The organism is Cohnella ginsengisoli (genome assembly GCF_029525555.1).
In the GTDB taxonomy this organism is placed as follows: Bacteria; Bacillota; Bacilli; order Paenibacillales; family Paenibacillaceae; genus Cohnella; species Cohnella ginsengisoli.
The window spans coordinates 779507-804835 of sequence record NZ_JAPDHZ010000002.1 but is presented as its reverse complement, the minus strand read 5'-3'; the positions used below and the strand labels follow the sequence as shown (position 1 = coordinate 804835).

Annotated in this window: 20 protein-coding genes, 1 tRNA gene and 2 pseudogenes; 18 read left to right on the top strand and 5 right to left on the bottom strand. The window is 62.3% G+C overall.

Annotation, left to right across the window (positions count from 1 at the left end):
- Positions 1–29 precede the first annotated feature (29 nt).
- The 8 genes and pseudogenes from OMP38_RS04020 (at position 30) to OMP38_RS03985 (ending at position 9226) form a co-directional block, all read left to right on the top strand.
- Positions 30–1607 (top strand): NHL domain-containing protein, encoded by a 1578-nt coding sequence (locus tag OMP38_RS04020; protein WP_277563986.1) that lies wholly within the window; start codon positions 30–32, stop codon positions 1605–1607.
- 153 nt (positions 1608–1760) lie between these two features.
- Positions 1761–3305 (top strand): L,D-transpeptidase, encoded by a 1545-nt coding sequence (locus tag OMP38_RS04015; RefSeq protein WP_277563985.1) that lies wholly within the window; start codon positions 1761–1763, stop codon positions 3303–3305.
- 345 nt (positions 3306–3650) lie between these two features.
- A pseudogene (locus OMP38_RS04010) lies at positions 3651–4759 on the top strand (quinone-dependent dihydroorotate dehydrogenase).
- A gap of 72 nt (positions 4760–4831) precedes the next feature.
- Complete coding sequence (gene yjbM, locus OMP38_RS04005) at positions 4832–5638, top strand: GTP diphosphokinase (RefSeq protein WP_277563984.1); 807 nt, start codon at positions 4832–4834, stop codon at positions 5636–5638.
- 199 nt (positions 5639–5837) lie between these two features.
- Complete coding sequence (locus OMP38_RS04000; RefSeq protein WP_277563983.1) at positions 5838–7253, top strand: rRNA cytosine-C5-methyltransferase; 1416 nt, start codon at positions 5838–5840, stop codon at positions 7251–7253.
- Positions 7171–7482: an RsmF rRNA methyltransferase first C-terminal domain-containing protein gene (locus tag OMP38_RS03995; protein WP_277563982.1), complete on the top strand. Its 312-nt coding sequence runs from the start codon at positions 7171–7173 to the stop codon at positions 7480–7482. Before OMP38_RS04000 ends, OMP38_RS03995 begins: the two co-directional genes overlap by 83 nt.
- 36 nt (positions 7483–7518) lie before the next feature.
- Positions 7519–8420 (top strand): annotated as a pseudogene (locus OMP38_RS03990) (pseudouridine synthase).
- Positions 8417–9226 (top strand): Cof-type HAD-IIB family hydrolase, encoded by an 810-nt coding sequence (locus OMP38_RS03985; RefSeq protein WP_277563981.1) that lies wholly within the window; start codon positions 8417–8419, stop codon positions 9224–9226. Before OMP38_RS03990 ends, OMP38_RS03985 begins: the two are co-directional and overlap by 4 nt.
- A gap of 81 nt (positions 9227–9307) precedes the next feature.
- On the opposite strand, the gene OMP38_RS03980 is transcribed toward OMP38_RS03985, so the two are convergent.
- The 3 genes from OMP38_RS03980 to OMP38_RS03970 all read right to left on the bottom strand — a co-directional run bounded on the left by OMP38_RS03980 (position 9308) and on the right by OMP38_RS03970 (position 12148).
- Positions 9308–9403 carry a sporulation protein YjcZ gene (locus OMP38_RS03980; RefSeq protein WP_277563980.1) on the bottom strand — a complete coding sequence of 32 codons (96 nt, stop codon included), beginning with the start codon at positions 9401–9403 and terminating at the stop codon, positions 9308–9310.
- 175 nt (positions 9404–9578) lie between these two features.
- The gene (locus OMP38_RS03975; protein WP_277563979.1) at positions 9579–10970 is read right to left on the bottom strand and encodes an RsmB/NOP family class I SAM-dependent RNA methyltransferase; all 1392 of its coding nucleotides are present in this window, start codon (positions 10968–10970) and stop codon (positions 9579–9581) included.
- Between the two features lie 11 nt (positions 10971–10981).
- Positions 10982–12148, bottom strand: coding sequence for a GGDEF domain-containing protein (locus OMP38_RS03970; protein ID WP_277563978.1), 1167 nt, complete (start codon positions 12146–12148; stop codon positions 10982–10984).
- A gap of 154 nt (positions 12149–12302) precedes the next feature.
- On the opposite strand from OMP38_RS03970, the gene OMP38_RS03965 reads away from it, so the two are divergent.
- The 4 genes from OMP38_RS03965 (at position 12303) to OMP38_RS03950 (ending at position 16624) form a co-directional block, all read left to right on the top strand.
- Positions 12303–13445, top strand: coding sequence for a glycosyltransferase family 4 protein (locus OMP38_RS03965; RefSeq protein WP_277563977.1), 1143 nt, complete (start codon positions 12303–12305; stop codon positions 13443–13445).
- A 43-nt stretch (positions 13446–13488) separates the two neighbouring features.
- Positions 13489–14478: a metallophosphoesterase family protein gene (locus tag OMP38_RS03960; RefSeq protein ID WP_277563976.1), complete on the top strand. Its 990-nt coding sequence runs from the start codon at positions 13489–13491 to the stop codon at positions 14476–14478.
- An 88-nt stretch (positions 14479–14566) separates the two neighbouring features.
- Positions 14567–14770, top strand: a complete 204-nt coding sequence (locus OMP38_RS03955) for a hypothetical protein (RefSeq protein ID WP_277563975.1) — start codon at positions 14567–14569, stop codon at positions 14768–14770.
- A gap of 69 nt (positions 14771–14839) precedes the next feature.
- Complete coding sequence (locus OMP38_RS03950; RefSeq protein WP_277563974.1) at positions 14840–16624, top strand: AAA family ATPase; 1785 nt, start codon at positions 14840–14842, stop codon at positions 16622–16624.
- A 1700-nt stretch (positions 16625–18324) separates the two neighbouring features.
- On the opposite strand, the gene OMP38_RS03945 is transcribed toward OMP38_RS03950, so the two are convergent.
- Positions 18325–19392, bottom strand: a complete 1068-nt coding sequence (locus tag OMP38_RS03945) for a YkvI family membrane protein (protein WP_277563973.1) — start codon at positions 19390–19392, stop codon at positions 18325–18327.
- A 93-nt stretch (positions 19393–19485) separates the two neighbouring features.
- The gene (locus OMP38_RS03940) at positions 19486–20094 is read right to left on the bottom strand and encodes a hypothetical protein (RefSeq protein ID WP_277563972.1); all 609 of its coding nucleotides are present in this window, start codon (positions 20092–20094) and stop codon (positions 19486–19488) included.
- A gap of 222 nt (positions 20095–20316) precedes the next feature.
- Here OMP38_RS03940 and OMP38_RS03935 point away from each other — a divergent pair, with 222 nt between their 5' ends.
- The 6 genes from OMP38_RS03935 to OMP38_RS03910 all read left to right on the top strand — a co-directional run bounded on the left by OMP38_RS03935 (position 20317) and on the right by OMP38_RS03910 (position 25320).
- Positions 20317–20889: a xanthine phosphoribosyltransferase gene (locus tag OMP38_RS03935; RefSeq protein WP_277563971.1), complete on the top strand. Its 573-nt coding sequence runs from the start codon at positions 20317–20319 to the stop codon at positions 20887–20889.
- Between the two features lie 109 nt (positions 20890–20998).
- On the top strand, positions 20999–21325 hold the full coding sequence (locus OMP38_RS03930) for a hypothetical protein (protein ID WP_277563970.1): 327 nt from the start codon (positions 20999–21001) through the stop codon (positions 21323–21325).
- Positions 21326–21426: 101 nt separating this feature from the next.
- Positions 21427–21699, top strand: a complete 273-nt coding sequence (locus OMP38_RS03925; protein WP_277563969.1) for a hypothetical protein — start codon at positions 21427–21429, stop codon at positions 21697–21699.
- A gap of 128 nt (positions 21700–21827) precedes the next feature.
- A tRNA-Leu gene (locus OMP38_RS03920) sits at positions 21828–21916 on the top strand.
- A gap of 398 nt (positions 21917–22314) precedes the next feature.
- Positions 22315–24045 (top strand): sensor histidine kinase, encoded by a 1731-nt coding sequence (locus OMP38_RS03915; RefSeq protein ID WP_277563968.1) that lies wholly within the window; start codon positions 22315–22317, stop codon positions 24043–24045.
- 99 nt (positions 24046–24144) lie between these two features.
- Entirely contained in the window at positions 24145–25320 is a 1176-nt protein-coding gene (locus OMP38_RS03910) for a GH39 family glycosyl hydrolase (RefSeq protein ID WP_277563967.1), read from the top strand.
- Positions 25321–25329 lie beyond the last annotated feature (9 nt).

Genomic DNA, 25329 nt, shown 5'->3' with positions numbered 1-25329 from the left:
GACCGAGTAGCCTATGAAGGAGAATGAAAATGAAAGCATGGAATCGCAAAACGGTCGGCGCCGCGATGGCGCTTGCACTCAGCCTGACCGTACCCGGTGCCGCGTTCGCGGCGGATACGGGCTGGCTGCAATCGGGAGGGCTGTACGAGATTCGCACTTGGGCAGGCCAATCCGAATGGGGAAGCCAGGACGGCCCGCTCGCGGGAGCGACGCTGTTCAAGCCGCACGGGATCGCCGTTCGCGCGGACGGCAGCCTGGCCGTCTCGGATAGCGGGAACCATCTGATCCGCTTGCTCGCTTCGAACGCGCTGACTACATACGCCGGGCATTTCTCCGGCTCGGACGAAGGCGGCTTGCCGACGGGTTCCTATCACGACGACTTGGCGGATCGCGCATTGTTCGACGAACCGCTGGGCATCGCCTTCGATGCCGCGGGCAACGCCTACGTCGCGGACGCGGGCAACCATGCGATCCGCAAGATTTCTACGGACGGGAAAGTAACGACGCTGGCCGGCAGCGGCTTGGCCGGCGCGGCCGACGGGAAAGGCAGCGGGGCGACGTTCTACTCACCGTCCGATGTCGCCGTCGACGCAGCGGGCAACGTATATGTGGCGGATACGCTGAACCATACGATCCGCAAGATCGCGGCGGACGGTACCGTCACGACGCTGAACGCGCCTTCGACGCGCGTCGGCCAGTATATGCCCGGGGCGGCAGAGAGTTTCGGCGACTACGCGGACGGCCCGCTGGCGAGCGCCAAGTTCAACGAGCCTAGCGGACTGGCGCTCGACGCCAAAGGCAATCTTTACGTCAGCGATCGGGGCAATCAGCGCATTCGCTATATCGACTTTGCCGCGGGCACGGTCAGCACGGTTGCCGGAACGGCGCCGGCGCTGGGCGACGATAATCCGTATGCCGAAGGCGATTACCTGGACGGAGCGGCCGCTTCCGCGCGATTCGACGCGCCGGAAGGTCTCGCGATCGCGCCCGACGGGACGCTCATTATCGCGGACAGCCTGAACCATGTCGTGCGGCTGCTCAAGAACGGGCAGGTGACGACGCTGGCCGGCGAGGCGACGGAGCCGGGAGCCGTCGACGGCGTCCTGTACGCGGCGCAGTTCGACCATCCGACCGACGTCGCCGTGTTGGCGGACGGCAGCCTCGCGATCGCGGACGAATCGGGCAACAAAATCCGGCGGATAACGAAGTATGCGGGTGCCGCGGGACTGAAAAAAGACGGCGCGATCAAAACGCTGCTGAACGGATCGCCGCTGAAGTCGGACAAGCCGGCGTTCGTATCCGGCGGATCGACGTATTTGCCGCTGCGGGCCGTCGGCCAGGCGACGGGATTCACCGTGACTTACGACGCCAAGACGAAGTCGGGCAAGCTGACCAAAGGCGATACCGTGTATTCGGTGACGAACGGGCAGAAAAAAGTCGCTAAGAACAGCGGCGGATTAAAATCCGATCTCAAGCTCAACGCCGCTCCGGTGCTGAAGGACGGCAGCTTCTACGTGCCGGTCCGCTTTTTCGCCACGGAGGGCGATCTCGATATTCAATGGGATGGCTCCGTACAAGCCGTCATTATCCGCAGCAAAACGTTTTAAACGCAGCCTAACAGAGGACCGTCCGCAGCGCATGCCGCTGACGTACGGTCCTTTTTTAGCAGGTACGAAGGTCGGCGGCGCCCCCCCAAGGCTAATACGATCGCCCCTTCGCACCGACATTAACGATAGCGTCCGCAGCAGGGAGGGAAAATAATGTCTAACGACGACCGTCTCGAAGAGCAAATCAAACAGTTCTACGAGCTCGGGCCGGATGTGCACGATGCGCTCCCGATCAAGGATTATCTGCTTAAGCACGGGAATAACCAAATGGCCTGGTATCTGCTCGGAAAGGAGTACCTGTCCCGCGGCCAGGAAGCGAAGGCGAATTACTGCTTTGCGCAAGCCGGCCCCGTTTACGAGGCGTTCGAATCCAAGAAAAGCCCGCAGTTGAACACGGGAGAGGGCGCCGTCGGGCCGGGTAAAGATGCCAAGCCGGGCTCCGTCCGCAGGCGTCGGGCCGGATGGCTCGCGGCGGCAGCCGGGGCGGCCCTGCTCGCGCTAGGGGTATTTGTCTACGCCGAGCGGGCGGCGGCGCCGGAAAAGTCGGCGTATGCCGGCGGCGAACAGGCTGTGCCATCGGCGCAAACTGGAGGCCAGGCATCGCAAGGACAGGCTTCGCCTTCGCCGAATCAAGCAGGCGGCGGGCAAGGCGGCACGGCCGCACAGGTCGGCGGAGGCGGAGGATCGGCGAAGCCGGCCGGCCTGATGGCTGCGGCAGCCGAGCGGGACGGCGCAGGGCAGGCCATACTAGGGAATCTGCTCACCGCGCAAGATCAAGCGGGCCCTTCGTTGTTGTTCAAGTCGCCGAAGCTGGGCAACTGGATCGATTGGGTAAAGGCCGGCACGCCGATCGCGCAGGTCAATGCGCCTTCCAATAAGGCCGCGGCGAGCGTCGATTGGTACGATTCGGGCTGGTGTCCGTGCGGCACGGCACAGGACGGCAAACCGACGGCTGCGCGGATCGCGTCCTGGAAGCCGCTGCAGGAAGGCAAGCTCGTGCTGCGTTCGGCGATGATCGCCTACAAGCAACGCACGGGCAAGTGGCCGGCTTCGCCGAAAGCGTTGGCGGCGGCCTATCCGAACAATATCATGTCGGGCTGGAATGCCGAGCAAACGGCATGGTTTGGCGAGCTGTCGGCCGAGCTATCGTCCAAGGCAGCGCCGGCAGGCGCGGCGGCGGGCTGGCCGAATGAGACGGGACCGGCTGCGGGCAACGGCGCTCCTGCCGGCACGATCGCAGCGATCGCCGAGCAACCGATCGAGATCTTCATCGACAAGACGAGACATCGCTTGGCCGTCGTCAGCGGCGGCGTGCTGCTGCGCAATTACGAGGTCGGTCTCGGCGCGAAGGATACGCAGACGCCCGAAGGCAGCTTCGTTATTACGGAAAAAGTAAGAAATCCGAACGGCAGCGCTACGGGGGCGTTCGGCAGCAGAGGAATGACGCTATCGGATACGCTATATGCGATCCACGGCACGGACGAGCCGTCGAGCGTCGGCAAGGACGAGTCGCACGGCTGCGCGAGGATGAGCAAGGAAGACGTCGAGGAGCTGTTCGATCTGGTACAGATCGGCACGAAGGTAACGATAAGCAAAGGGGGGCTGCCCGTCGAACTGCGCGCGCCGGAAAAGCGCTTCAAGCTGAAGCCTGCGCAGAACGAGACCAACCCCGCCAAAAAATACGAATGGCTGAACTAGATGGGATGCCGCCGCCTAGGGATTGACGATCAGGAGAACGGCCACCACGATGACGATCACGCCGAATACGGTACCCGCGATGATGATGCCGCGCTTGTTGACCTGCTCCTTGGTCTCGGATTTGCGGTGAATCGGTGCTTGTTTTTTTTGGCGCGCTCATGGGAACCAACCTTTCCTTTATACATAATCGGCATATGCTACTATTGTAAACGCTTGATCTTTAAAACGCCAGATGAAACGGGTGCCCGCGGGGGGCGATATTCCCTTTTCTTTTGGCGCAGAAAAGGCTAAACTGATACGCGAGGGTTTTATGCGGCCGAACCGATGACGCCGCGATTTGAAAGGATGCTGAAACGTTTGTATAAGTGGGTTAAACCCCTGTTTTTCAAAATGGATCCGGAAGACGCGCACCACCTCGTGGTGGACGGCATGGGCGCCGCCTCGCGGATTCCGGGCGTGCCCGCCCTGCTGTCCGGCATATGGGGGGGTCTCCGAATCGCCGGAGCTCGCCGTCGATCTGCTTGGCTTCCGGTTCCGCCACCCGGTCGGACTCGCGGCGGGACTCGATAAAAACGCGAAGGCCGTCAAAGGCTTCGGCAGCGTCGGCTTGTCGTTTCTCGAAGTCGGGACGGTGACGCCGAAAGGCCAGCCGGGCAACGATCGCCCCCGCTTGTTCCGGCTGCCGCCGGACGAGGCGTTGATCAACCGGATGGGCTTCAACAACGAGGGCGCCGACGCCATGGCGGCTCGGCTGGCGCGGCTCGGCAAGCGCAAGATCCCCCCTGGCCGTGAACATCGGCAAGAACAAAGCGACGCCGAACGAAGACGCGGCTTCCGATTACCGGGCTTGTCTGGCCAAGCTGTATCCGTACGGCGACCTGTTCGTCGTCAATATCAGCTCGCCCAATACCCCGGACCTTCGGGCGCTGCAGCATGGCGACGAGCTTCGCGACCTGCTGGCCGCGGTTAAGGAAGAGATGGAGATCCAGGCCGCCGCGCACGGCGAGCTGCCGAAGCCGATACTCGTCAAGCTCGCGCCGGACAACGACGAGGAACAGCTTTCCTATATGGCGCAGGCCATCTTGGAGAGCGGCATCTCCGGCATCATCGCGACCAATACGACGATCGGCCGGGACGGACTCTCGCATGCGAACAAGTCCGAGACGGGCGGCTTAAGCGGACGCCCGCTCACCCAGCGTTCCACCGAAGTGATCCGTTCCCTTTACCGCATGACCGACGGCCGGCTGCCGATCGTCGGCTCGGGCGGCATTTTTACGGCACGCGACGCTTATGACAAGATCCGCGCCGGCGCATCTTTGGTGGAGGTTTACACTTCGCTCATTTACAAAGGTCCCGGGGTCGTCAAGGAGATCGCGGCAGGCTTGAAGCGCCTCCTCAAGCAGGATGGATTCAACCGGATAACCCAGGCGGTGGGCGCCGATCATAGGCGCTGAGACGGCCTGGAAGGCATCCGTTCGCAACGACACGATAGCGCGGCAATGCGGCAGGAAAGGATGCGTAGACGTATGGACGGAAGAGACTGGAGCAAGTTCCTGTTGCCCTACCAGCAGGCCGTAGAAGAGCTGAAGATCAAGCTGAAGTCGCTGCGTACCGAGTTGAAAGCCCGCGACGAATACGCGCCGATCGAGTTCGTGACCGGCAGGGTCAAGCGGATCTCGAGCATCCTGGAAAAGGCGAAGCGGCTCAGCGTCCCGATAGACCAAATCGAGACGGGCATCGAGGACATCGCGGGCATCCGCATCATGTGCCAGTTCGTGGAGGATATTCACCGGGTCGCGGACATGATCCGCATCCGCAAGGATCTGCGGCTCGTATACGAGAAGGACTATATTACGAATTATAAAGACAGCGGCTACCGGAGCTACCACATCATCGTCGAATATCCGGTGCAGACGTCGCTGGGCTCGATGCCGGTGCTGGCGGAGATTCAGATCCGCACGCTCGCCATGAATTTCTGGGCGACGATCGAGCATTCGCTGAATTACAAATACCGCGAGCAGCTGCCGGAGCATGTAAGGGAGCGCCTGCGCAAGGCGGCCGAAGCCGCGTTCGCCCTCGACCGCGAGATGTCGAGCATCCGCCAGGAGATCGTAGACGCCCAGCAGGACTTCGAAGAGAAGTCGGGCATCGTGCGCAAGGTGTTGAACGATATCCAAGGTTTGTATTTCTTCCGCCGCGTCCGCGAGGCCGCGCAGTTTCAGCTGCGGTTCAACGAGCTGTGGGAGCAGGAAGACATGTGGTCGCTGGCGGAGCTGTCGCAGGAGATCCAAGCCGCGCTCGCCCGGGCGGGCAAGAACAACAACAGTCAGTAGCATGCGGCGCGAGCCTGAATTCTCGGGACGAGGCGACTTCGTGCGACTGGCTGCGGCGGGCAGGGCAGCCGGCGGGCCGGTTGCGGCCGAGCGGGGCGTTAAGGGCGTTCGGGCCGGCTGTTGCGCGGTCCGAACGCCTCTTTTTTATTGGCGGGAAAGACGGAAATGCACTCCGGCAGGCGGAGAGAAGGAGGCGGCGATGGCGCTGCCGAAGGAATACGTGATTATGATGCGCGAGCTGCTGGGCGAGGAGGCTGAGGCCTTTCTCGCGAGCTACGGCGAACCCAAGCGGACCGCGATCAGGCTGAACGGACTGAAAAACCAGGCGGACGATCCAAGCGAAGGGTCCGATCTTGTTGAAAAGGACAAGCCGTCAGCAGGCCGGACGTTCGTCCAGGGCAGAGATCCGGTGCCATGGGCGGAAGGCGCATATTATACGGAGGAGACCGAGCGGCCTGGCAAGCATCCTTATTACTATGCCGGTCTCTATTATATTCAGGAGCCGAGCGCGATGCTGCCCGCCGAGCTGCTCGATCCGCAGCCGGGGCAGCGCGTCCTCGACTTATGCGCGGCGCCGGGCGGCAAGTCGACGCAGCTAGCCGCCAAGCTTCGCGGCACGGGGCTCCTCGTGACGAACGATCTGGCCACGGAGCGCACGAAAGCGCTGGCTGAAAACATCGAGCGGGCGGGCGTCGGCGGCGCCGTCGTCGCGAACGAGTCTCCCGCGAAGCTGGCGGCGGCGTTCGGCGCGGCGTTCGACCGGGTGCTCGTCGATGCGCCTTGCTCCGGCGAAGGCATGTTCCGCAAGGACGAGGACATGGTCCGGCAGTGGGACGCGAAGGCGCCGGCCCGATATGCGGCCATGCAGGACGAGATCATGCGAGAGGCGGCCAAGCTGGTCGCGCCGGGCGGACGTCTTGTGTACTCCACTTGCACGTTTTCTCCCGTGGAAAACGAGGGGACGATCGCGCGCTTTTTGGCCGCGCATCCGGACTTCGACGTCGTGACGACCGAATGGCCGGCCGAATGGGGCTTTGCGCCGGGAAGGCCCGAATGGCTGACGCCGGAGGAAGCGGCGGCGCTCGGCCCGGACCGCGCGGCGCGCTTGGCCGGGACGATCAGGCTCTGGCCGCATCGCGTTCGCGGCGAAGGCCATTTTGCCGCGCTCCTCGAACGGGCGGGCCCGCTAGACAGGACGGCGTCCGATACGGGGGAAGAGAGCGCCCCGGCACCGGCCGAAGTCGCGGAACGACCGAAGGCGATCGAAAAAGCGAGCGGCGGCGCATCGTTCAAGGATGCGAAGCGCGGAAAGCGAACGGCAACGGATCGCCGCGGCGGTGAAGCTGCCGGGCGCGGACGTTCGCCGGGCTCCCGCGATGGGTCGGGCGGGGATGTTGATACGATGGCGCGTTATGAGGCATTCGTGCAGGAAAGCCTGCCCGGCTGGAAACCGCCCGGCTGGATCCGGATCAAGGGCGATCACGCGTACGCGGTATCCGAGCTAGCGGGGGGACTTGAAGGGACTGCGCCTCGTGCGCGAAGGCTTGCTGCTCGGCAGGGCGACCAAGCATCGATTCGAGCCTTCCCAAGCGCTCGCCATGGGTCTCAAGCCTAACCAGGCTGCGCTATGCCTGCATCTCGCTCTAGACGACGAGGCTGCGATTCGGTATTTGAAAGGCGAAACGCTGCAGCCTGCGCCCGAAAAAGTGACAGGGTTAGGCGGAGCGCCGTCGAACTGGCGGGGATGGACGCTCGTCTGTCTGGACGGTTGCCCGCTGGGTTGGGGCCGTTGGGACGGTTCGACGCTGAAAAACGAGCTGCTGCCCGGTTGGCGGCAAGTGTAGCCGATTCCTATCCGTAAGGGATACGAAGGAGAAGACATGAAAACAAAAATGAGACTCGACAAAATGCTCGGAAATCTCGGGTACGGCACGCGAAGCGGCTTGAAAGCGCTCGTGAGGCAAGGCGCCGTGACCGTTAACGGCAACCGCGTGAAGGACCCGGGCATGCAGATCGACCCTCATGCGGACGAGGTCATGCTGGAGGGGGGAGCGGATCGTATACCGCGATACGGTGTATGTCATGCTCCACAAGCCGGCAGGCTTCGTGTCCGCTACCGAGGACAATCGCGAACGAACGGTGCTGGAGCTGCTCCCGGAAGATCTTCGCGTGTTCTCGCCTTTTCCCGTCGGTCGGCTGGACAAGGACACGGAAGGGCTCCTGCTGCTGACGAACGACGGCAAGCTGTCGCACGACCTGCTGTCTCCGCGCAAGCACGTGCCGAAGACTTACCAGGCGCTCGTAGCCGGCCTAGTCGGCTCCGAAGATATCGCGACGTTCGCCACGGGCGTGACGCTCGACGACGGCTATGTGACGCTGCCCGCCACGCTGCGCGTTCTCGCGAGTCCGGCGCACGAAGCGCATCTGGAGACCGGCAGCGCTGCAGGCATCGCTCGGGATGCGTCCTCCTTTACGATGGAGCGGGCGCTCGAGCGGCTCGATACGTTCCCCGCGCTGCGGGCGAACCGGACGAGCTGGCAGGAGGCGGTCGATGCAGGCGAGCCCCTGAGCTGGATCGAACTTACGATCGCCGAGGGCAAGTATCACCAGGTCAAGCGCATGTTCGAAGCGGTGGGCAAAAAAGGTGCTGTATTTGCGCAGGAACGAAATGGGGCCGCTTCCGCTGGACGAAACGCTGGCGCCGGGCGAGTGGCGGGAGCTGACGGAAGACGAGCTCGAGCGCTTGTGCAGCTACAAGAAGACGGAGGAACGAACGCAATGAAATACAAGCTGATCGCGCTGGACGTCGACGGCACGCTGCTGAACGACGATCATGAGTTGACGCCCAGGGTGAAACAGTCGGTAACCGCGGCGGCGGCTGCGGGCGCGGAGATCGTGCTTTGCACGGGCAGAGGCTCCGCGAGCGCGCTATCGGTATTGGCGCAGCTCGGACTGTCGGGGACGGTCATCACGCATAACGGCGCATCGATCGTGGACGGCGAGTCGCGGGACATTTTGCAGGAATTCCCGATCGGTTCGGAAGAAGCAGAACGTTACTTGGCGCTGTGCAGAGAACGCGGCATTCACTTCGACCTGAATACGGCGTTCGACATTTACGTGGAGCAACTTAACGAACAGACCGCTTCCATGTACGCGCGCATGCTGTCGGAGCCGATCTTGCGATCGCGGGAGGACCTGTTCCCCGTTCGAACCGTCAAAATTTCGATCTTCGCCCCTAAGGAAGACCTGGACGAGCTGGAGTCGCATTGGCAGGATTGGCGGCACGAGCTGCAGACGATCCGGAGCGGGGACTACTTTATCGATCTTCAGCACAGGGAGGCCTCGAAAGGAACGGCGCTTAAGCAGTGGGCGGAAAAACGGGGGATTCCGCGCGAGCGGGTGCTGGCCATCGGCAACTACTTTAACGACCTAGACATGCTGCAGTACGCGGGACATGGCGTGGCGATGGACAATTCACCTCCCGAAGTCAAAGCCGCCGCGGACGCGGTGACGGCGTCGAACAACGAGGATGGGGTCGCGCTCGTGCTTGAAGCCTGCCTGGCAGCCGCCTCGACGCCATCGCGGTAATCATCGCATTCGATCGTGCGCAAAGTGAAAAAGCCGGCCCGAGGGGGGCCGGCCTTTTGGCATTACGGAATGGCTTGGGGATTAGAAGAAGCCTGCTTTAAGGATAATGACGAGCAGGATGTAAAGCACCAGAACGAACGCAGCGGACGAACCATATGCACCTGCAACACCGGACATGCGAATTCCTCCTTTGTCATTCAATCGGGTCTCCGAGCCGGCGGCGGCAACTCGTTGCCGTTTGCCGCGTCGTCGCTCGGACTAATGTATCATATGACAAAGTCCCGGAGCGGATTGGACAGATGCCCGGGTCGCCTTCATTTTGGGCGCGGACCGGTTGGCCGGGAGCCGGCGCTCAGTTCGTTCGCAGGCCCTTGGGATAATGGTTCTTGAGCTGGCCGCCGCTCGCCTTGAACCAGCCGAGCGGATAGCCGTCCGCGCAGAGAAGACCCCATCCTTGGGCAGGCGCGCCTCCGCGCTCGCCGTGGTCGTCCAACAGCGCTTCCCCGCGCAAATAAGCCATGACCCCTTCGCTGAAGGCCGGATAATCGCGCGTCAGCGCGGCTTGGTCCGCGCGAACGGCGTGCGCCAGCGCGTGGGCAGGCTCGAATCTGCCCTTCTTGACGTCGCCCAGGTGGAGGCCGGGACGGTGCGTCCGGAGACCGCCGAGCGACTCGGCCGGAAGCGGAGAGTCTTCGGGCTGCGGATACCAATACAGCGACTCGCCGAACAGCAGCGGGACGCCTGCCACAGGCAGCGCGTATCCCGGCAGCGACTGCGCGGCGAACGACGCGTACAGCTTGAGCGCGGAGAGCGCGCCGGCGTCGGCTCGCGGCGCTCTGCCGCCTTTGGCGCGCCGCTTTTCCGGTTTGCCGGGCTCGTTCGCCGCCCCGGCCTCTTTTTCAAGCACGGCGGCGAAGTGCCCTTCGCCTTCCCCCCGGTGCGGCCACATTCGTCTCGCCGAGACGAGCTTGAACGCCGGATGACCGGCCAAAAACCAGGCGATCGTCTCCTCGTTCTCCTCGCGGTTGAACGTGCAAGTGGCGTAGACGAGCCGGCCGCCGGGCTTCAGCATGGCGGCGGCATCGGGCAAAATGTCCCGCTGCCGCGCCGCGCACATCGCCACCGCGTCCGTCGACCACTCGTCGCAGGCTTCGGGCTCCTTGCGGAACATGCCTTCGCCCGAGCAGGGCGCGTCGAGCATGATTTTGTCGAACGCCTCGTGCAGACGCCCCGCGAGCTCGCCGGGCGTCGCCTGCACGACGACGGCGTTCGCGATGCCGAGCCGCTCGACGTTCTCCGAGAGAATGCGCGCGCGTCCCGGATGGATCTCGTTGGCGACGAGCAAGCCTTCGCCCTGCAGTTTGGCGGCGATCTGCGTCGTCTTGCCGCCCGGCGCAGCCGCCAGGTCCAGCACGACGTCGCCGGGCTTCGGGTCGAGCAGCTCCGCGGCGATCATGGCGCTCGGCTCCTGAATGTAATAGAGGCCGGCATGGTGGTACGGATGCTTCCCTGGCCGGGCTTGTCCGTCGTAAGTGTAGCCCGTCCCGCACCAAGGCACGGGGGCGAGGCCGAACGCGGCCGTTAGCGACCGCAGCGCCGGATGGTCGTCCGCCGGGGAGAGCTTGGGCGCATGGAGGCGAAGCCCGTACGAACGGGGCGCCTCCATGCTGCGCAGGAACGCGCCGGTCTCCTCGCCCAGTTGGGCGGCGATTCGTTCGACATAGGATTGAGGCAGAGCTGGCATGGGAGGACTCCTTACAATTGATCGTATAACGTGACGCGATTTTTGCCCGAACGCTTGGAGCGGTACATCGCTTCGTCCGCGTTTTTCATGAGCTGCTCGGCCTTGACGCCCGGCATGGACAGCGCACAGCCGACGCTTACGGTCACGATCGTCTCCTTGGCGATGCGGGCACGGATGCGCTCGGCGACGGCCGGAGCGTCGGGAGAGGCCGTTTGGATGAAGGCGACCAGCTCTTCGCCGCCATAGCGGCCGGCGAGGCCGATGCCTTCCGTCTCCTCCCGCAGGATGGCGGCCGTCTGTTTCAGCACGATATCCGCGGCCTGGTGACCTTTGGTATCGTTAAGCTTCTTGAAGTCGTCGATATCGCAAAAAATTGCGCCGACGGCCCCTTGGCCCGCTTGCTCCAACGCTTTTTCCAGACGGGCGGTAAAAAAGCGGCGATTGTACAAGTCGGTCAATCCGTCGGTAATCGAGGAACGGTATGCGGTCTGCATCAGCTCCACGACTCGCTCGAAGAGAATCATGAACAGGACGATATAATAAAATACGGGCAAAATGGCGGCCATCAAATCGAAAACGGGCGACGCGACGCCGAAATCCCGGGTCAGAAACGCGGCGAGCTGTCCGAAAAAGGCAAAGCAGAGACTGACGGCATAACGCGCGCGCTGCCTTAGATGCGGCGCGAACATCACCGCGAAAAGGCCCGACAGCACGAGCACGTACCCGTCCTCGAGCGCCAAAAGCAGGTTCGCCCGTTCCCCGTTTCCGACGGCGCCGATCTCGGCGGCCGGGACGCCCGTCACGGACAGCAGATTGCACACCGCGATCGTGACGCCGACGGCGAGCAAGCCGTAAAACCAGGCGCGCGTGCGCGCCCGCTTCCTGTAGTATAATTCGAAGAAAGCGAAGTTAAGCGCGATGAAGGCCGCGATATAAAGCACGCCGCTCAGCTGGGGAGCCATGCGCCCTTCCAGCGCGCCCAAGGCGTCGGCGAGCGACAGTCCGTGATAAACGGCGAGCAGGGACAGCGCGAGCAGAAGCAGACGAAACGCGCTGCTGCGATTGCCGGCGATCAGCCGATAGGCCATGAACATCATCAGGCCGATGATGACGGCTGAAGCGGCGGATGAGGAAGCAAGCAGCAGCTCGCGATTGTTCCAGAAGTCTTGAACGTCCATGCGTATCCCCTTGCATCCGGTCCTTGTGTGCGCTGCGCGAGCCGTGCCGGCGACACTGGGACGCCTGCGTCTGCCCTCGCTTGCAGAAACATATGTTCCACTATATCATAATTTAGACAATACGAGATAGTAGGGCTATAAGGAGGAATCGCCGATGAATATTTTACAGGCGTTGTTTTTCCCCCCGGAGCAACCGGGCGGCGTATCTTCCATGGTGCCCTATATCGGCGAGCGTTTCCGCAAGATCGGCTGGGATATGGAGCTGTTCTCGATTCCGAAGCGAATCCGGAACAAGGGACAGGAACCGTTTGAATTCGATACGTTCGACTGGCGCCAATACGCGGGCAACCCGGTCGTCGACAAATACATGCAGACGTTGAAAGACTACGTGTGGTGGACGAAGCTCCGTCTGAAGAGCGGCTACGATCTGATCCACGCCCATCATCCCGTGGCGGCGCTGGCGCTGCGTAAGATATACCCGGACACGCCGCTGGTCATGACCGTCCACTCCAGCTTCGAACGGGAGCTGATCCTGAACGGGCGCATCGCGGCGGGCAGTGCCGAGCACCTTTTTCTCACGTCGCTCTACGGCGAGCTCGAGGCCAAGACGGACAAAATGCTGACCGTATCGCATTCGTTCGCCGCCTATATGGGCGGATATATGAAGCGGCCGGAGTTGATCGGCGTCATTCCGAACGGGTACGACGAACGCCGGTTTAAGCCGATCTCCCACGACAACGAGGTCGCCCAGATCGTCACGGTCTGCCGCCTCGTCCCGGCGAAGGGCATCGACCTGCTCATCAAAGCCTGCGCCGAGCTGCGCAAGAAGGACCGGAAGTTCGTGCTGCACATTATCGGCGACGGTCCGATCCGCCCCGAGCTGGAGTGCCTGGCGCAGGAGCAGGGCATTTACGACGAGACGATTTTTTACGGCTATATGCTTCACCCCGAGGAAATGCTGCCGTTTTTCGATATTTTCGTGCTCCCGTCGCGCGCCGAGGCGTTCGGCTCCGTATTCGCCGAAGCCGCGCTGTGCCTGCTCTCCCTGATCGGCACCGACGTCGGCGGCATCGCCGAGCAGATCGAAGACGGCGTCAACGGTTTGCTCGTCCCATGCGAAGACCCGAAGGCGCTGGCGGATGCCATCGACAAGTTCATTCTCGATCCGCACTACCGTTACGAGCTGGCTCGCGCGGCCTGGAACAAAGCCAAAAAGACGTATTCGCTGAGCCGCGTCATCCAGGAGCTGAAAAAAATTTATACCGATCTCGGTCCGCCGGCGGAAGAGACGACTTGAGGCGTCGGGCACCGGGAACGATCTTGAATTCGGAGTTGAGAGGATGCAGCCGCCATTTCGGTTCATGCATGCCGCCGACCTTCACTTGGACAGTCCGTTTCGCGGACTGTCCAAAGTTCCTTCTGCGGTCCGCGAGCGGCTTAAAAATTCGACGTTGAACGCGCTCGACAAGCTCGTCGATACGGTGCTGCGGGAAGAATTGGACTTCCTGGTACTGTCGGGCGATCTGTACGACGCGGCCGACCGGTCGCTCCGCGCCCAGCTTCGCATGCAGAAGGCGATGGGCAGGCTGGCGGAGGCGGGCGTTCAGGCATTCGTCGTGCACGGCAACCACGATCCGTCCGGCGGCAGGTCCGCCCGGCTCGATTGGCCCGCGTCGGTTCACGTGTTCGGGACGGAGGAGGTCGGCTGCCTGCCGGCTTTTACGCGCGAGGGGAAGCTGGCGGCGCACGTGTACGGCATATCCTATCGGGAGTCCGCGGTCAAGGACAATCTCGCGATGCGCTACCGGGTGCAAGAAGGCGCTCCCTTTCACCTCGCCGTGCTGCACGGCAACATCGACGGGCTGGAAGGGCATGACAACTATGCGCCCTGCAAGCTCGCGGAGCTGGCGGCGTCCGGCTTCGACTACTGGGCGTTCGGGCATATCCACGACCGGCGCGTGCTGCATGAGTATCCGCATGTCGTTTATCCAGGCAATATTCAGGGGCGAAGCATGCGTGAAACGGGGCCGAAAGGCGCGTACCGCGTGGATGTATCGGAGCAGGGGCGCGTCCGGCTTTCGTTTCGCGAGCTGTCCGAAGTCAGATGGCTCGTCCGCGAGGTGCGGATCGGCGAAGAGGACGGCGAGCAGGCGCTTCAAGACAAGCTGCTAGAGGCTGCCGAAGACGGACGCCGCGAAGCCGAAGGCAGGCCCTCGGTGCTCCGCCTGCGGCTCACGGGCAGCGGCGCGCTGCTGGAGCGATTGCTGCGGGACGGCGAGGCGGAGGAGTGGGCCGGCGAGCTGAGGAGCTGGCTCGGATCCCCCCGATGAGCGGGACGATTGGGTCTGGATCGAGCGGATCGCGGTCGAAGCCCGCGGTGTTTCGCATGCGGAGGCGAGTTCGCGCGAGGACGGATTTTTGGCCGAGCTGCTGCGGCTCTCGGCCGCGTCCGCGTCCGATCCGGTCGCCTCGCGGGCGCTGCTGCGGGAAGCGGCCGAGCCGCTGCGGCACCATCCGAAGCTGCGGCAGTGGCTGGACGGACGCGACGACGCGCAGCGGGCGGAGCTGATCGCGCGCGCGGGCGAGCTCGCGGCGGCGCTGCTGCGCGAAGGCGGCGAATGACGGGCGCGGGGCGGCTTCGGCCGGCGCCGCGCAGGATACAAGGCGGAATCCGGCAAGGAGGCGTATAGCATGTATATAGAGGAACTGCATATCGACGGCTTCGGTCCGCTGGCCGGCGTGCGGCTTCGGTTCGACGCGCGGACGACCGTCGTATGGGGGCCGAACGAAGCGGGCAAGAGCACGCTGCTTCGATTCATGCGAAGCATGCTGTACGGATTCGCGACGCGCGCGCAGCTGCCCGAGCGCGGCGAGCCCGTGGGCGGCGGCCGGCATGGCGGCCGGCTCGTCCTGCGGGACGAACAGGGCCGGCTGCGGATCCTCGAGCGGTATGCGGACGCGCCGCAGCGCAAGGGCGCGCCTGTCGCGACGCTGCGGGAGGCGGACGGCGGCGAACGGCGGCTCACGCAAGCCGAGATCGAGCGGCTGCTGCTCGGCGGCGTGTCGGAGCAGCTGTTCAGGCAGCTGTTCGCCGTCAGCCTGGACGAGCTGCACGAACTCCGCTCGCTAAAAGGCGACGAGATCGGCAATTATTTGTACCACGCGGGCATGGCGGGCGGCGCGGCATTGACATCCGCAGGCAAACGGCTGAGGGCCGAGATGGACCGGCTGTACCGCCCGAAGGGGTCCGTACAGGAGATGGGCGAACTTCTCTCGCGGATCCGGGAGCTGGAGAGCCGGCTGCGCCAAGGGCGTCAAGGGCTCGGCGCGTATCAGGAGGCGCTCGAGCGGCTTGCGGCGCTGAACGGGCGCGCGGCAGATCTGGAGCGCGCGCTGCCGCAGCTTCGCGCCAAGGCTGCGGCGGCGCGGGGGGCGCTCGACGGCCGCGAGTGGTGGCTGCGCGCATCCGCGCTCCGCGCCGAGGAAGAAGCGATCTCGGCTGCGCTGCCGGAAGAGGTCCGTTCGGCCGATCCGCTGCCGGCCGAAGCGGCCGCGGAATGGCGGCAGCTCGTCGAGCGCAGGGCGTTGGCCGGCACCGCCGCCAAGCAAGCGGCGGCTGAGCGCGGACGGCTCGAAGCGGAATATGCCGTCCTCGTATGGGACGAGCGACTTGTCGGCCGTGCGGGCGAGCTGGCGGCGATGGATCTGCGCGGCGACGCGCTTGAGGCGAGAAAGGGCGAGCTGGCCGGCCTCGAGTCGGACATGCGTCTCGCGGAGGAGGCTGCGGCCGCAGCGCTGCTACGGCTCGGGCCGGGCTGGCGGGAGACGGACGCTGCGGCCGTCGCCGCGCTCGGGGAGCGGGAGGAAGCGCGCGTCATCGGCGAGCGCCTGGCCGAAGCGGAGCGAAGGCGCGAGCTGCTCGCCGCGGAGGCGCAGCGTCTTCGCCGCCAGCTCGCGGCGTTCGACCAGGAGGCGGGGCGCCGCGTCGACCCTGCGACGGCGAACCGGCGCGGCGTTTTCCGCTTCAAGCCGAATACGCGGGACGCGCTGCTGCATGCCTGGCACCGGCTGGACGACGCGCTTCAGGCGGCGGAAGCGGCGCGGCGCGAATATGCTTGGGCAGCTTCTGCCGCGGAGGCGGCGGGGCTCTCCCCCGAACGCCTCGGCGTTGAACGCGGCCGTCCGCGAACGAGAAGGCGCGGAGAACGTGCGCGAAAGCCTTGGAGGCGGCAGACGGGCCGGGGGGCGCGGCAGAGGCGCGGGGAGGGCGAATCGCCGCGGTCTCGCGTCTCGTGCATGGGTCTCCTATGCGGTCGTGCTGCTACTCTGGGCAGGGGCCGCTGGCGCGTCGATTGCCGCCTTCGTTTCGATGGAAGGGCGAATTGCGTTCGCGGCACTCGCCGTCGCGCTCGCGCTTGGCGCGGGCGCAGCCGCCTGGTTGGGGCAAAGACGGCCAGGCGCGTCCGGCGGCGTTAATCGGGACCCTGCCGCTGCGGATGCGCTGCAGCGACGGTTGGCCGCGGCCCGGGAAGCGGAGCGGCGGGCGCGGCGGCAAGCAGGCGAGTCGCTGCGGCAGCTGCTCGGGCAGAGCGAGGCCGAAGCCGAAGCGGCGGCGGCGCTGGATCGGAAGACCGCCGGCGCGCTCGCAGACGGCGGCGGGGCGTCCGAGGCAGGCGCAGCGGGGGAGCTTCGGCTCCGGCTGCGAGACGAGGTGTACGGGGAGCTGGACCGGCTCGGAGAAGCGGAGGCCGAGCAAGGCCGGCACGCCGAACGGCAGGCGCGCAGAGAGGCGCTCGCGCGCGAGCTGGCCGGCGCGGAAGGCGAGCTGGCGGAGACGGAGGCGGCGATCCGCGCCGTCCGCGCGGACTGGTCCGCGTGGCTGGCGGCGCGCAAGCTGCCGCCCCAGCTGCAGCCGTCCGCGCTCCCCGGGCTCGGCCAGCTCGCGGAGCAGGCGCTGCAGCAGCTGCGGCAGCGGGCCAGGCTCGCGGCGCGGGCCGATGCGCTGCGGGCGGAGCGCGACGCGTTCGAGGCGGAGGCCGCCGCGCTGCTCGCCGCATGTCCGCCCGTAGCGCATAGCGGCGGCGACGCGGCGCTCGCGGTGAAGCTGCTCCACCGCGAAGCGCGGGAGCAGCAGGACAAAGCGGCCGCGGCCCGCGGTTTGGACGAGCGGCTCCGGCAGGCGGCATCGGCCGAAGCCGCCGCGCTGTCCGCGCTCGAGGCCGCGGAATCAGTGGTTGCCGTCGCCGTGCAGGCCGCGGGCGCGGGCAGCGAAGACGCGTACGCGCTGCGCCTTGAAGCGGACGAACGCCGCAGGTCGCTGCGCCGAGAGCGATCTGAAGCCGAATTGCGGCTGTCCGCCGGCCGCGGGGAGGACGAGCTGAAAGTCCTGCTTGATTTGCTGGCTGCGCATGACGAAGGCAAGCTGGCGATGCTGGCAGAAGAGGCGCGCGAAGCGGTGGTCGCCTGCGAGGCGGAGCGTGCGGAGGCGCTGGACGCGCGAGGGCGCTTGTCCGAGCAGCTCGAGCGCCTCGGGCGCGAAGCCGAGACGGAGGAGACGTCGTACGAGCTGGAGGAGCTTCAAGCCGAGCTCGAAAGGTTGGCGGAGCGTTATACGCTGCTTGCGGCGACGGCCGAACTCATCCGGCGGACGCGCGTCGCGTTCGAGGAGGAGCGCCAGCCCGCCGTGCTGCGGCAGGCTTCGGCCTACTTTGCGGAACTGACGGAAGGGAGATACACGCGCATCGCGGTGCCCGGAGACATGCCGGACCTGCTCGCGGAGACCGCGGATCGCCGGATCGTCGCCAGCGCTTTCCTGAGCCGGGGGACGCAGGAGCAGCTTTATCTGTCGCTGCGGCTCGCGCTGGCTGGCGCAGCTTCCCGCGAGCAGGCGCTGCCTTTGCTGCTGGACGACCTGTTCGTTCATTACGACGAGAACCGGCTTAAGCGGTGCGTGAACGTCTTGAACGAGCTGTCCCGAACCCGGCAGATTTTGCTGTTCACCTGCCACAGGCACGTCGCCGATGCGCTCGCGGAAGGCATGCCGGGATCGGGACTGCTGAAACTGCCGGAACTGACCGCGCGGCCGGACGGCCGGAACGGCAATTAGCCGCGGGATGCCGCGGCTAAAGAAAGAGGCCGAAAATACGATTGAATAAGCGCAGCTCGACAAACTTGGCTTAAGTAAATCCTTCGGGCGGGGCAGGCGGCGGAGCGGGCCGCACGCGGTCCCTGCCCATAAGCATGACCCAGCCGAGGCTTAGCATGCCGAAGATCGGGTACAACGTCGTCAGCAGCGGACCGAAGCCGAATTGGCCGGCCATGAAGCACAGCAGCAGCACCATAACGACGAGCGCGCTTAACGGGATTCTAACGCGTTCCTGCAGCTGCAGCGATAGGCCGTAAATATCGGCCACGAGCGTCGTGAAAATTTCCATGAAGATCAGGAACACGAAAATCCAATGAATCCACGGTCCGATCTCTCTGGCGATGCCGCCCATCGGGATGTCGAACTGTTCGATGCCAGGCATGCGGGAAGACAGCGCGAGATGGCCTGCCAACAGCATCCCGCCGATGCCGAATCCGCCGATCCAGGCGCCTCTTCGCAGAACGACGGGATCGCCGATTCGCGCGCCGAGCGGCACGAGCACGGCCTGCGACATGGAGAGGTTGAAGGCACCGTACAAAAAGGGAGACAGGATGGCGGCCCAAGGAGACAGCTCCATGGGCAGGGTCATCCAGCGATCGGCGCCGGGCCCGCGCAGCGTCTCGACGACGAGCACGGCGGTGAATACGATCATGACCGGCACGACCAGCGTATTGATCGCGAGGATCGCGCTCATGCCTTTTCGAAGCAAGAAGAAGCAGGCCGTCATCGTAATGAGGAGACCGGTCTGATAGTTCAGGTTTAGATGCTCCGAAAAAAGCGATCCGGCGCCGGCCAGCATGACCGCGTTCACGCCCAGGAGCACGAGCAGCATCAAATGGCTGATCCAGGCGCCCGCCTTCGGCCCGAAAAGATGCTTGTTCAGGTCCTCATAGGATCTGGCGCGCATCGCAGCCGCCATCAGCATCATCTTGGCGCCCAGCCAGACGAACAGCGCGGTGGATACGAGGATCATCGGAGCGGCCCAATTGCCGAACCGCGTAAAAAACTGCAGCACTTCGCGTCCGGTCGCGAACCCGGCGCCGACGACCGTGCCGATGAACGTGAACGCAACCTGCAGGCTTAAGCCCCATCGCCTCATCTCCGGCGGACCTCCCCCGACTCGTCCATGATTGTCCTTCTCTCAGTCTATGAGAGAGATGGACGCGCCATGACAAGCCTGAGGGGAAAGGGTTCAGACGAGCGACGATCCGATCAGCTTGATCGTGACCACCTCGTCCGTCACCGGATCGAGGTCCAAGCGCAATATGCCGCCCTCGACGTCGGAGGTCATCGACGAGGAGGATGGCACCGCCTTCAGCGACAGGCTGCGTGCGGCGTCGGCGGTCGGGCTGCCGACTTCGACGTTCGGCAGCCCGGAGGAGACGGAGGCCGACGAGATCTCAACATAGACGACATGCTCGGATGAATCGACCCCGATCGTCAATCCGCCGTATTCGCGGAGCTCGACCGTATGTCCCGCTTCCGTCAGCGTATAGCTGTCGCCTGCCGGGCCGCCGATCTCGGCTTCCGCGTCCGCCAGCGTCATGCCGAGCGAGATGCCGCCGAGCCTGGGGTTCTGCGAAAAGGGCTTGTCCGGCGTTCCCGCGGGAGCTCCGCCATGCGCATGAATCGTTACTTCGGGCGTCGGATTCGGGGATGCATTCGAAGCTTCGGCGGAGGGGACTAAGGTCGCCGCCGATTGAACGTCGTGCGCGCTGCCGCATGCGGCGGACAGCAGGATGACGCCGGTCGCCAGGACGCCGAGGAGCAGGTTCCGCTCTTTGCGTTGGCCATTGTACATGAGGACACCGCCTTACATTCTTTTCTATATTTAGTTGGACCCGCCGGGTGGCGATAAAGTTGCTCGACGAATCGGATTTGAGCAGTTGCGCATGGGCCTTCCGTCGCAGGCGACGGCCAATGGGGGTACAAGGGCCCACAAATATTCCGCGCGCTGCCGGTGTTGCGTGAACGCGCAGGGATATGGTATTTTATTCGGAAAAGAGTGGACGGGGAGATTGTCATGGAAATATTAAAACAACGGATTCTAGAGGAAGCGACCGTCGTGAGCGCCGGCGTCCTGAAGCTCGACTCGCTGCTCAACCACGGCGTAGATCCGGAACTGACGATGGAGCTCGGCAGGGAATTCGCCCGCCGCTTCGAGGGACGGAACATTACGAAAGTCGTGACGATCGAAGCATCGGGCATTCCGGTCGCGTTCGCGACGGCGCTCGTGATGAACGTGCCGCTCGTGTTCGCCCGGCGCAAGAAGACGCTGCTTAACGAACCGGACGCTTATTGCGAGCGCGTTCCTTCTTTTACCAAAGGCATCGTCACCGACCTGCTCGTATCGCGGCATTTGCTGAAGGCCGAGGACCGGGTGTTGTTCATCGACGATATCATCGCCAACGGGGACGCGGCGAGAGGGCTTCTGAAGATTCTCGAGCAGGCCGGCAGTTCGGTAGCGGGCATCGGGATCGTGCTCGAAAAGTCGTTTCAGGCGGGCGGCAGGACGCTGCGGGAGATGGGTTACGAGGTCGAATCGCTCGTCAAAATCTCTTCTTTGGAAGGTAACGCCATAACGTTCGAAGACTAGTCCGATTATTTTGTTAGATAATCCCAAGCCCAACCTTGAAGAGAAGTCTTCCCGTCGGGCTGCCATTTGTTCTATAATAAGGCTAAGTGCAGAGGGAGGCGAGCAGCAAATGGGAGATATGAATGTGCCGCAGCAGTTTTTCGTCGACAAGCTGGAGCAAGCCAAGATCCATTTCGAGCGCGCGCTCGACTGCAAGCATACGGAGTTCGACGACCTGTATCCTTATATGATCGAGCATCCGCAGTTTTTCTGGTACAAGCGATACGTCGCTTGGTCCGAGCTTCTCACGATCGTGAAGCTGTGCGACGAGCTGGAGATCTCCTGGACGGAGCAGTTCACGGAGCGTCAGGCCGAGTACGTACGCGGCCGCGTCATGTCGAGCAAAGTACTCGACTATTGGTACGAGACAAACGAATCGCGCGAGCATGTCGGTTGAACAACTGCAGCGTTGAATAGCGGGAGGACCCGGACGAGACGACCGTCTTGCGCGGGTCCTGTTTTTTTGTAAGCTTCGTGCATACGGACAAGGAGGCCGCCATGGCAATCAGTGACGAACAGCTTGATCGATACCGTGTAGAGGGAATCAAAGTCCGCGTCGTGCGGGACATTCTGCAGATCAACGACGTACGGGGCATCGTCGTGGCTTGGGACGAAGATTACGTGCTCATCCGCAGACCGAATCGCCGTGTCGTGAAGCTGCGGCGCAGCTATGCGATCGGGCCCGCGTCGGAGCCCAGACAGGCGCCGGTGCTGGACGGAGCGCCGTTCGAGCTCGAGGATGTCGGCGAACCGGATGATGCAAATGACTGAAAATTAGAACTTTACGGACATGCTTGACTTCGTTTCCCGGCCCGTGCTATTATGAATTTCGTGATTGCGGAACATGAGGCGCGGCGCCGTTAACGGACAAGCGTACATCGTTCCCGGCAAGATCATTTGCGGTCGTGGCGGAATTGGCAGACGCGCTGGATTCAGGTTCCAGTGGGCTAACCCCCCCGTGGAGGTTCGAGTCCTCTCGACCGCACCACCTTAACAAAGAACAGGCTCTTGAATTTGTCCTTGTGACGATTCAAGAGCTTTTTTGCATAATTGGGATTTGCCAAGGGTTGCTCATGACCTGTGCCGAATGGAAATGGTTTGAAGTTGAAAGTTGATTTGTTGAGGAAGTAATAATAAAAGGGTTGAGCAGAGAGGGGAGCTGCTCAACCCTTTTCGTTGCGAAGACGGGTATTCTCCCGTAAGAAGCTTGCGGCTTCTCTGCCAGGCGGGATAGCGGCGAAAAGTATAAAAAAGGTGTACAAAAAAAGAGTCGAAATAGAAAATGGGCAGTAGCGGGTCGAAGGGGCGATTATGTATAATCTTCTAAACAACTCGGATGGATAGCGGGGTGTGCGTGATTGATAGCATTCAAGCATCCGAACATTTTTGTCAGAATCGTCGTTCTGTTTCTCCTGCTCATCCTCCCCCCTCTATTTGCTCATGTTCATCATCAACCATACGAGCGGCAGCATTCTGCGCAAGGAAATCGCCGGCTCGATGGCTTCGCGAATCGGCTCCTATTCCGCCTTGATCGACTCCGAAATCAACCATATCGAACAGATGAAAATGGATTTGCTCAACGACGAAGACCTTCAAAAGCTAAGCACCGTTTCGATCACGCTGAACAACTACGAGAAGTTGACAGCGATCAACCGCCTGAAGATGAAACTGACGTCGTTCAAGGAATCGGCGCGTCTAATCGAAGACATTCAAGTGTACATTCCCAATATCGGGAAAACGGTGCGCGTATCCACCTATTCGGGTCCGATGAGCGAATCCGAGATGAAAATGATCCGGGATTCGAATACGCTGCGCAGTCCGAGAATCATACCGTGGGGCGAAAAGCTCATTTTGGCGCTGTTCGATCCTCCCTTTTCCGGCGCAGGAAGCAACTTCTATATGAAAATCGTGCTGTCCCGGGAGGCGATGCTGACGACGCTGCAGCAGGTCACCGCCAAAGAAGACGGAAAATTTTATATGACGGATATCGGCCGATCTTGGATGCTGTCCAATTCTGATTCCGCTGCAACTAGCGTCCCGGTGAGCTTGGAAAACTTGCTGAAGGAAACGACAGGGGTATCCGACAGCGGATTCAGAAGCTTAAAGTTGGATGGACAAGCATTTTTCGGGGTTTATCAGAGCTCGAAGTATTTGAATACGATGCTTCTTGTTGCCGCGCCGGAAAATCGGATTTTTGGCATGCTGGGACGCTACAATTTACTGCTCTGGCTGCTATCGGCCGCAACCGTCATCATCGCTATCGTGTTTTCATATCGGATGTACAAGATCATTCACAGGCCGTTGCAAGTGATGGTGCGCGCGCTGAGAAAAGTCGAGGACGGCGATCTGAACATCGTCCTAAGCCATGGCAAGCATGACGAATTCAGGTATTTGTTCGGGCAATTCAATGTGATGGTCAGCCGCCTGCGCGCGTTGATTCGCGAGGTGTACGAAGAACGGATTCACTCCCAGCAAGCACAGCTCAAACAGCTCCAGTCGCAGATTAATCCTCATTTTCTGTACAATACGATTTTCGTGCTGCACCGGATGGCGTCCTCGTACGGGCTGCCCGACTTAACGAGATTTACGGATTTTCTGGGCAAATATTTTCTGTTCCTAACCCGCACCGGCACGGATGCCGTCACGCTCGCCGAGGAGTGGAACCATGCGGTTATTTATACGGAAATCCAGAAGATTCGGTTTGCCGACCGAATCTACGTGGAGTGGCCCGAATTTCCGATGCGCCATAAGGAGCTTCGCGTTCCCCGTATGATCGTTCAACCGATTCTGGAGAACGCCTATAAGTATGGGGTGGAGAAAAAGGCCCGAGGCGGGCATCTGCGCATCTCGGCAGAGGAAGTCGAGGGAGCGGAGGGCGATGTGCGGATCGTGATCGAGGACAACGGCGAACATATGGACGACGATACGCTTAGCACGCTTAATCGCTCGCTGCTTCACAACGAGATGGGTCAGGAGATTACGGGTTTGCTAAACGTGCATCGGCGATTGCAGCTGTATTACGGCGACGGAGCCGGATTGCGGTTCGACCGAAGCGGGCTTGGCGGGTTAAAGGTGATCATCGGGATTTCGGATCGTAGACATGTGGAAATAAGATAGAGAAAGTAGAAAATGAAAAGTGGTTGCGCGCAAACCTGCAAATTATAATGACAACTGTAATAGCGGCACTTCAAATCCATAGATACGAGGAGGAAAGTTATGAAAAAGATTCGCGTGGCTTTTCTAACTTGTTTTACCGCCATTATGCTCGTTATCGCCTTGCCCTTTTCTACGTATGCGAGCCCGACCGGGTCAACCTGGACCGTTAACGTTGCGGCGCCGTACAACATTTCCACGAACTCGAAATATTCCGACAGTGCCGTGTGGGATTTCAGTTCGTTCTGGGCCACGGCAGCCGCGGACGCGATGCCGGCCAACTATTACGCCAAGAACTATCCCGAGATCAAAACCGTGCAAGTGTTTGGGGCCACCGGAGGCTGTTATACGGGATTTGCGCAGATTTGCGGACCGGCGCGCGACCCTTTTATCAATCCGGCGAATACGGCCACAATGACCGATTACGATTTCAGCGTGATTATTCATGGGCTGCGTAATATCGTGCGCCAAGGACTCAAACCTTATCTCAAAACAGGCAACGTTCCAGTTAAATACTCCACAGGGGCCACGATAGGCGCGTTCGGATTAAACGTTCGTCCGCCGGATGATTATAACGTGTACTACAATTATATCAAGGCTATGGCAACCGCCTTTGTCAATGAGTTCGGCCTCTCGGAGGTGCGCAGCTGGCGCTGGTCGGTATTGAGCGAATACGAGAACTCCGACTGGTTTCTCGCTGCGGACGGCACGGCTGCAAGCACGAAGGTCGCCTATTTCAAACTGTATGATTATACGGCCAAGGCGCTCGAGGATGTGCTTGGCGCGGGTCAAGTGAATATTGGCGCCCATGCGCAAGGGAATCTCGGGGCCTTATGGGACTATAGGGAACTGTTCGATCATGTGACAAGCGGTACAAATTATGCTACCGGCGGTACGGGCGCCCCGATCAAGTTCGCGAGCCTCTCGTTCTATGATTTAAAACCGGGCACCTTGGGCAACTTCACCTCGGCCCTAAGTACTTTGCGTTCCAAACTGGACGCAGTCGGCTTAAACGGATTGCCTGTCGGCATCGACGAAGGATGGATGCTCCAGGGGGGCGGACGGCAAAGAACTCCACCCGGGAAGCGTCTCCTGGAACTATCAGTCTGCCTTAGACGCTTTGCGATATCAGCAGATGATAGATTACAACGTGAGCTGGGCGGCCCGCTGGTATTTGAATACGGATGGTCTGTATGCAAGCGCCAATCCGATAAACTCGACACAGACCAATCTGGCTAAATTGGTCGC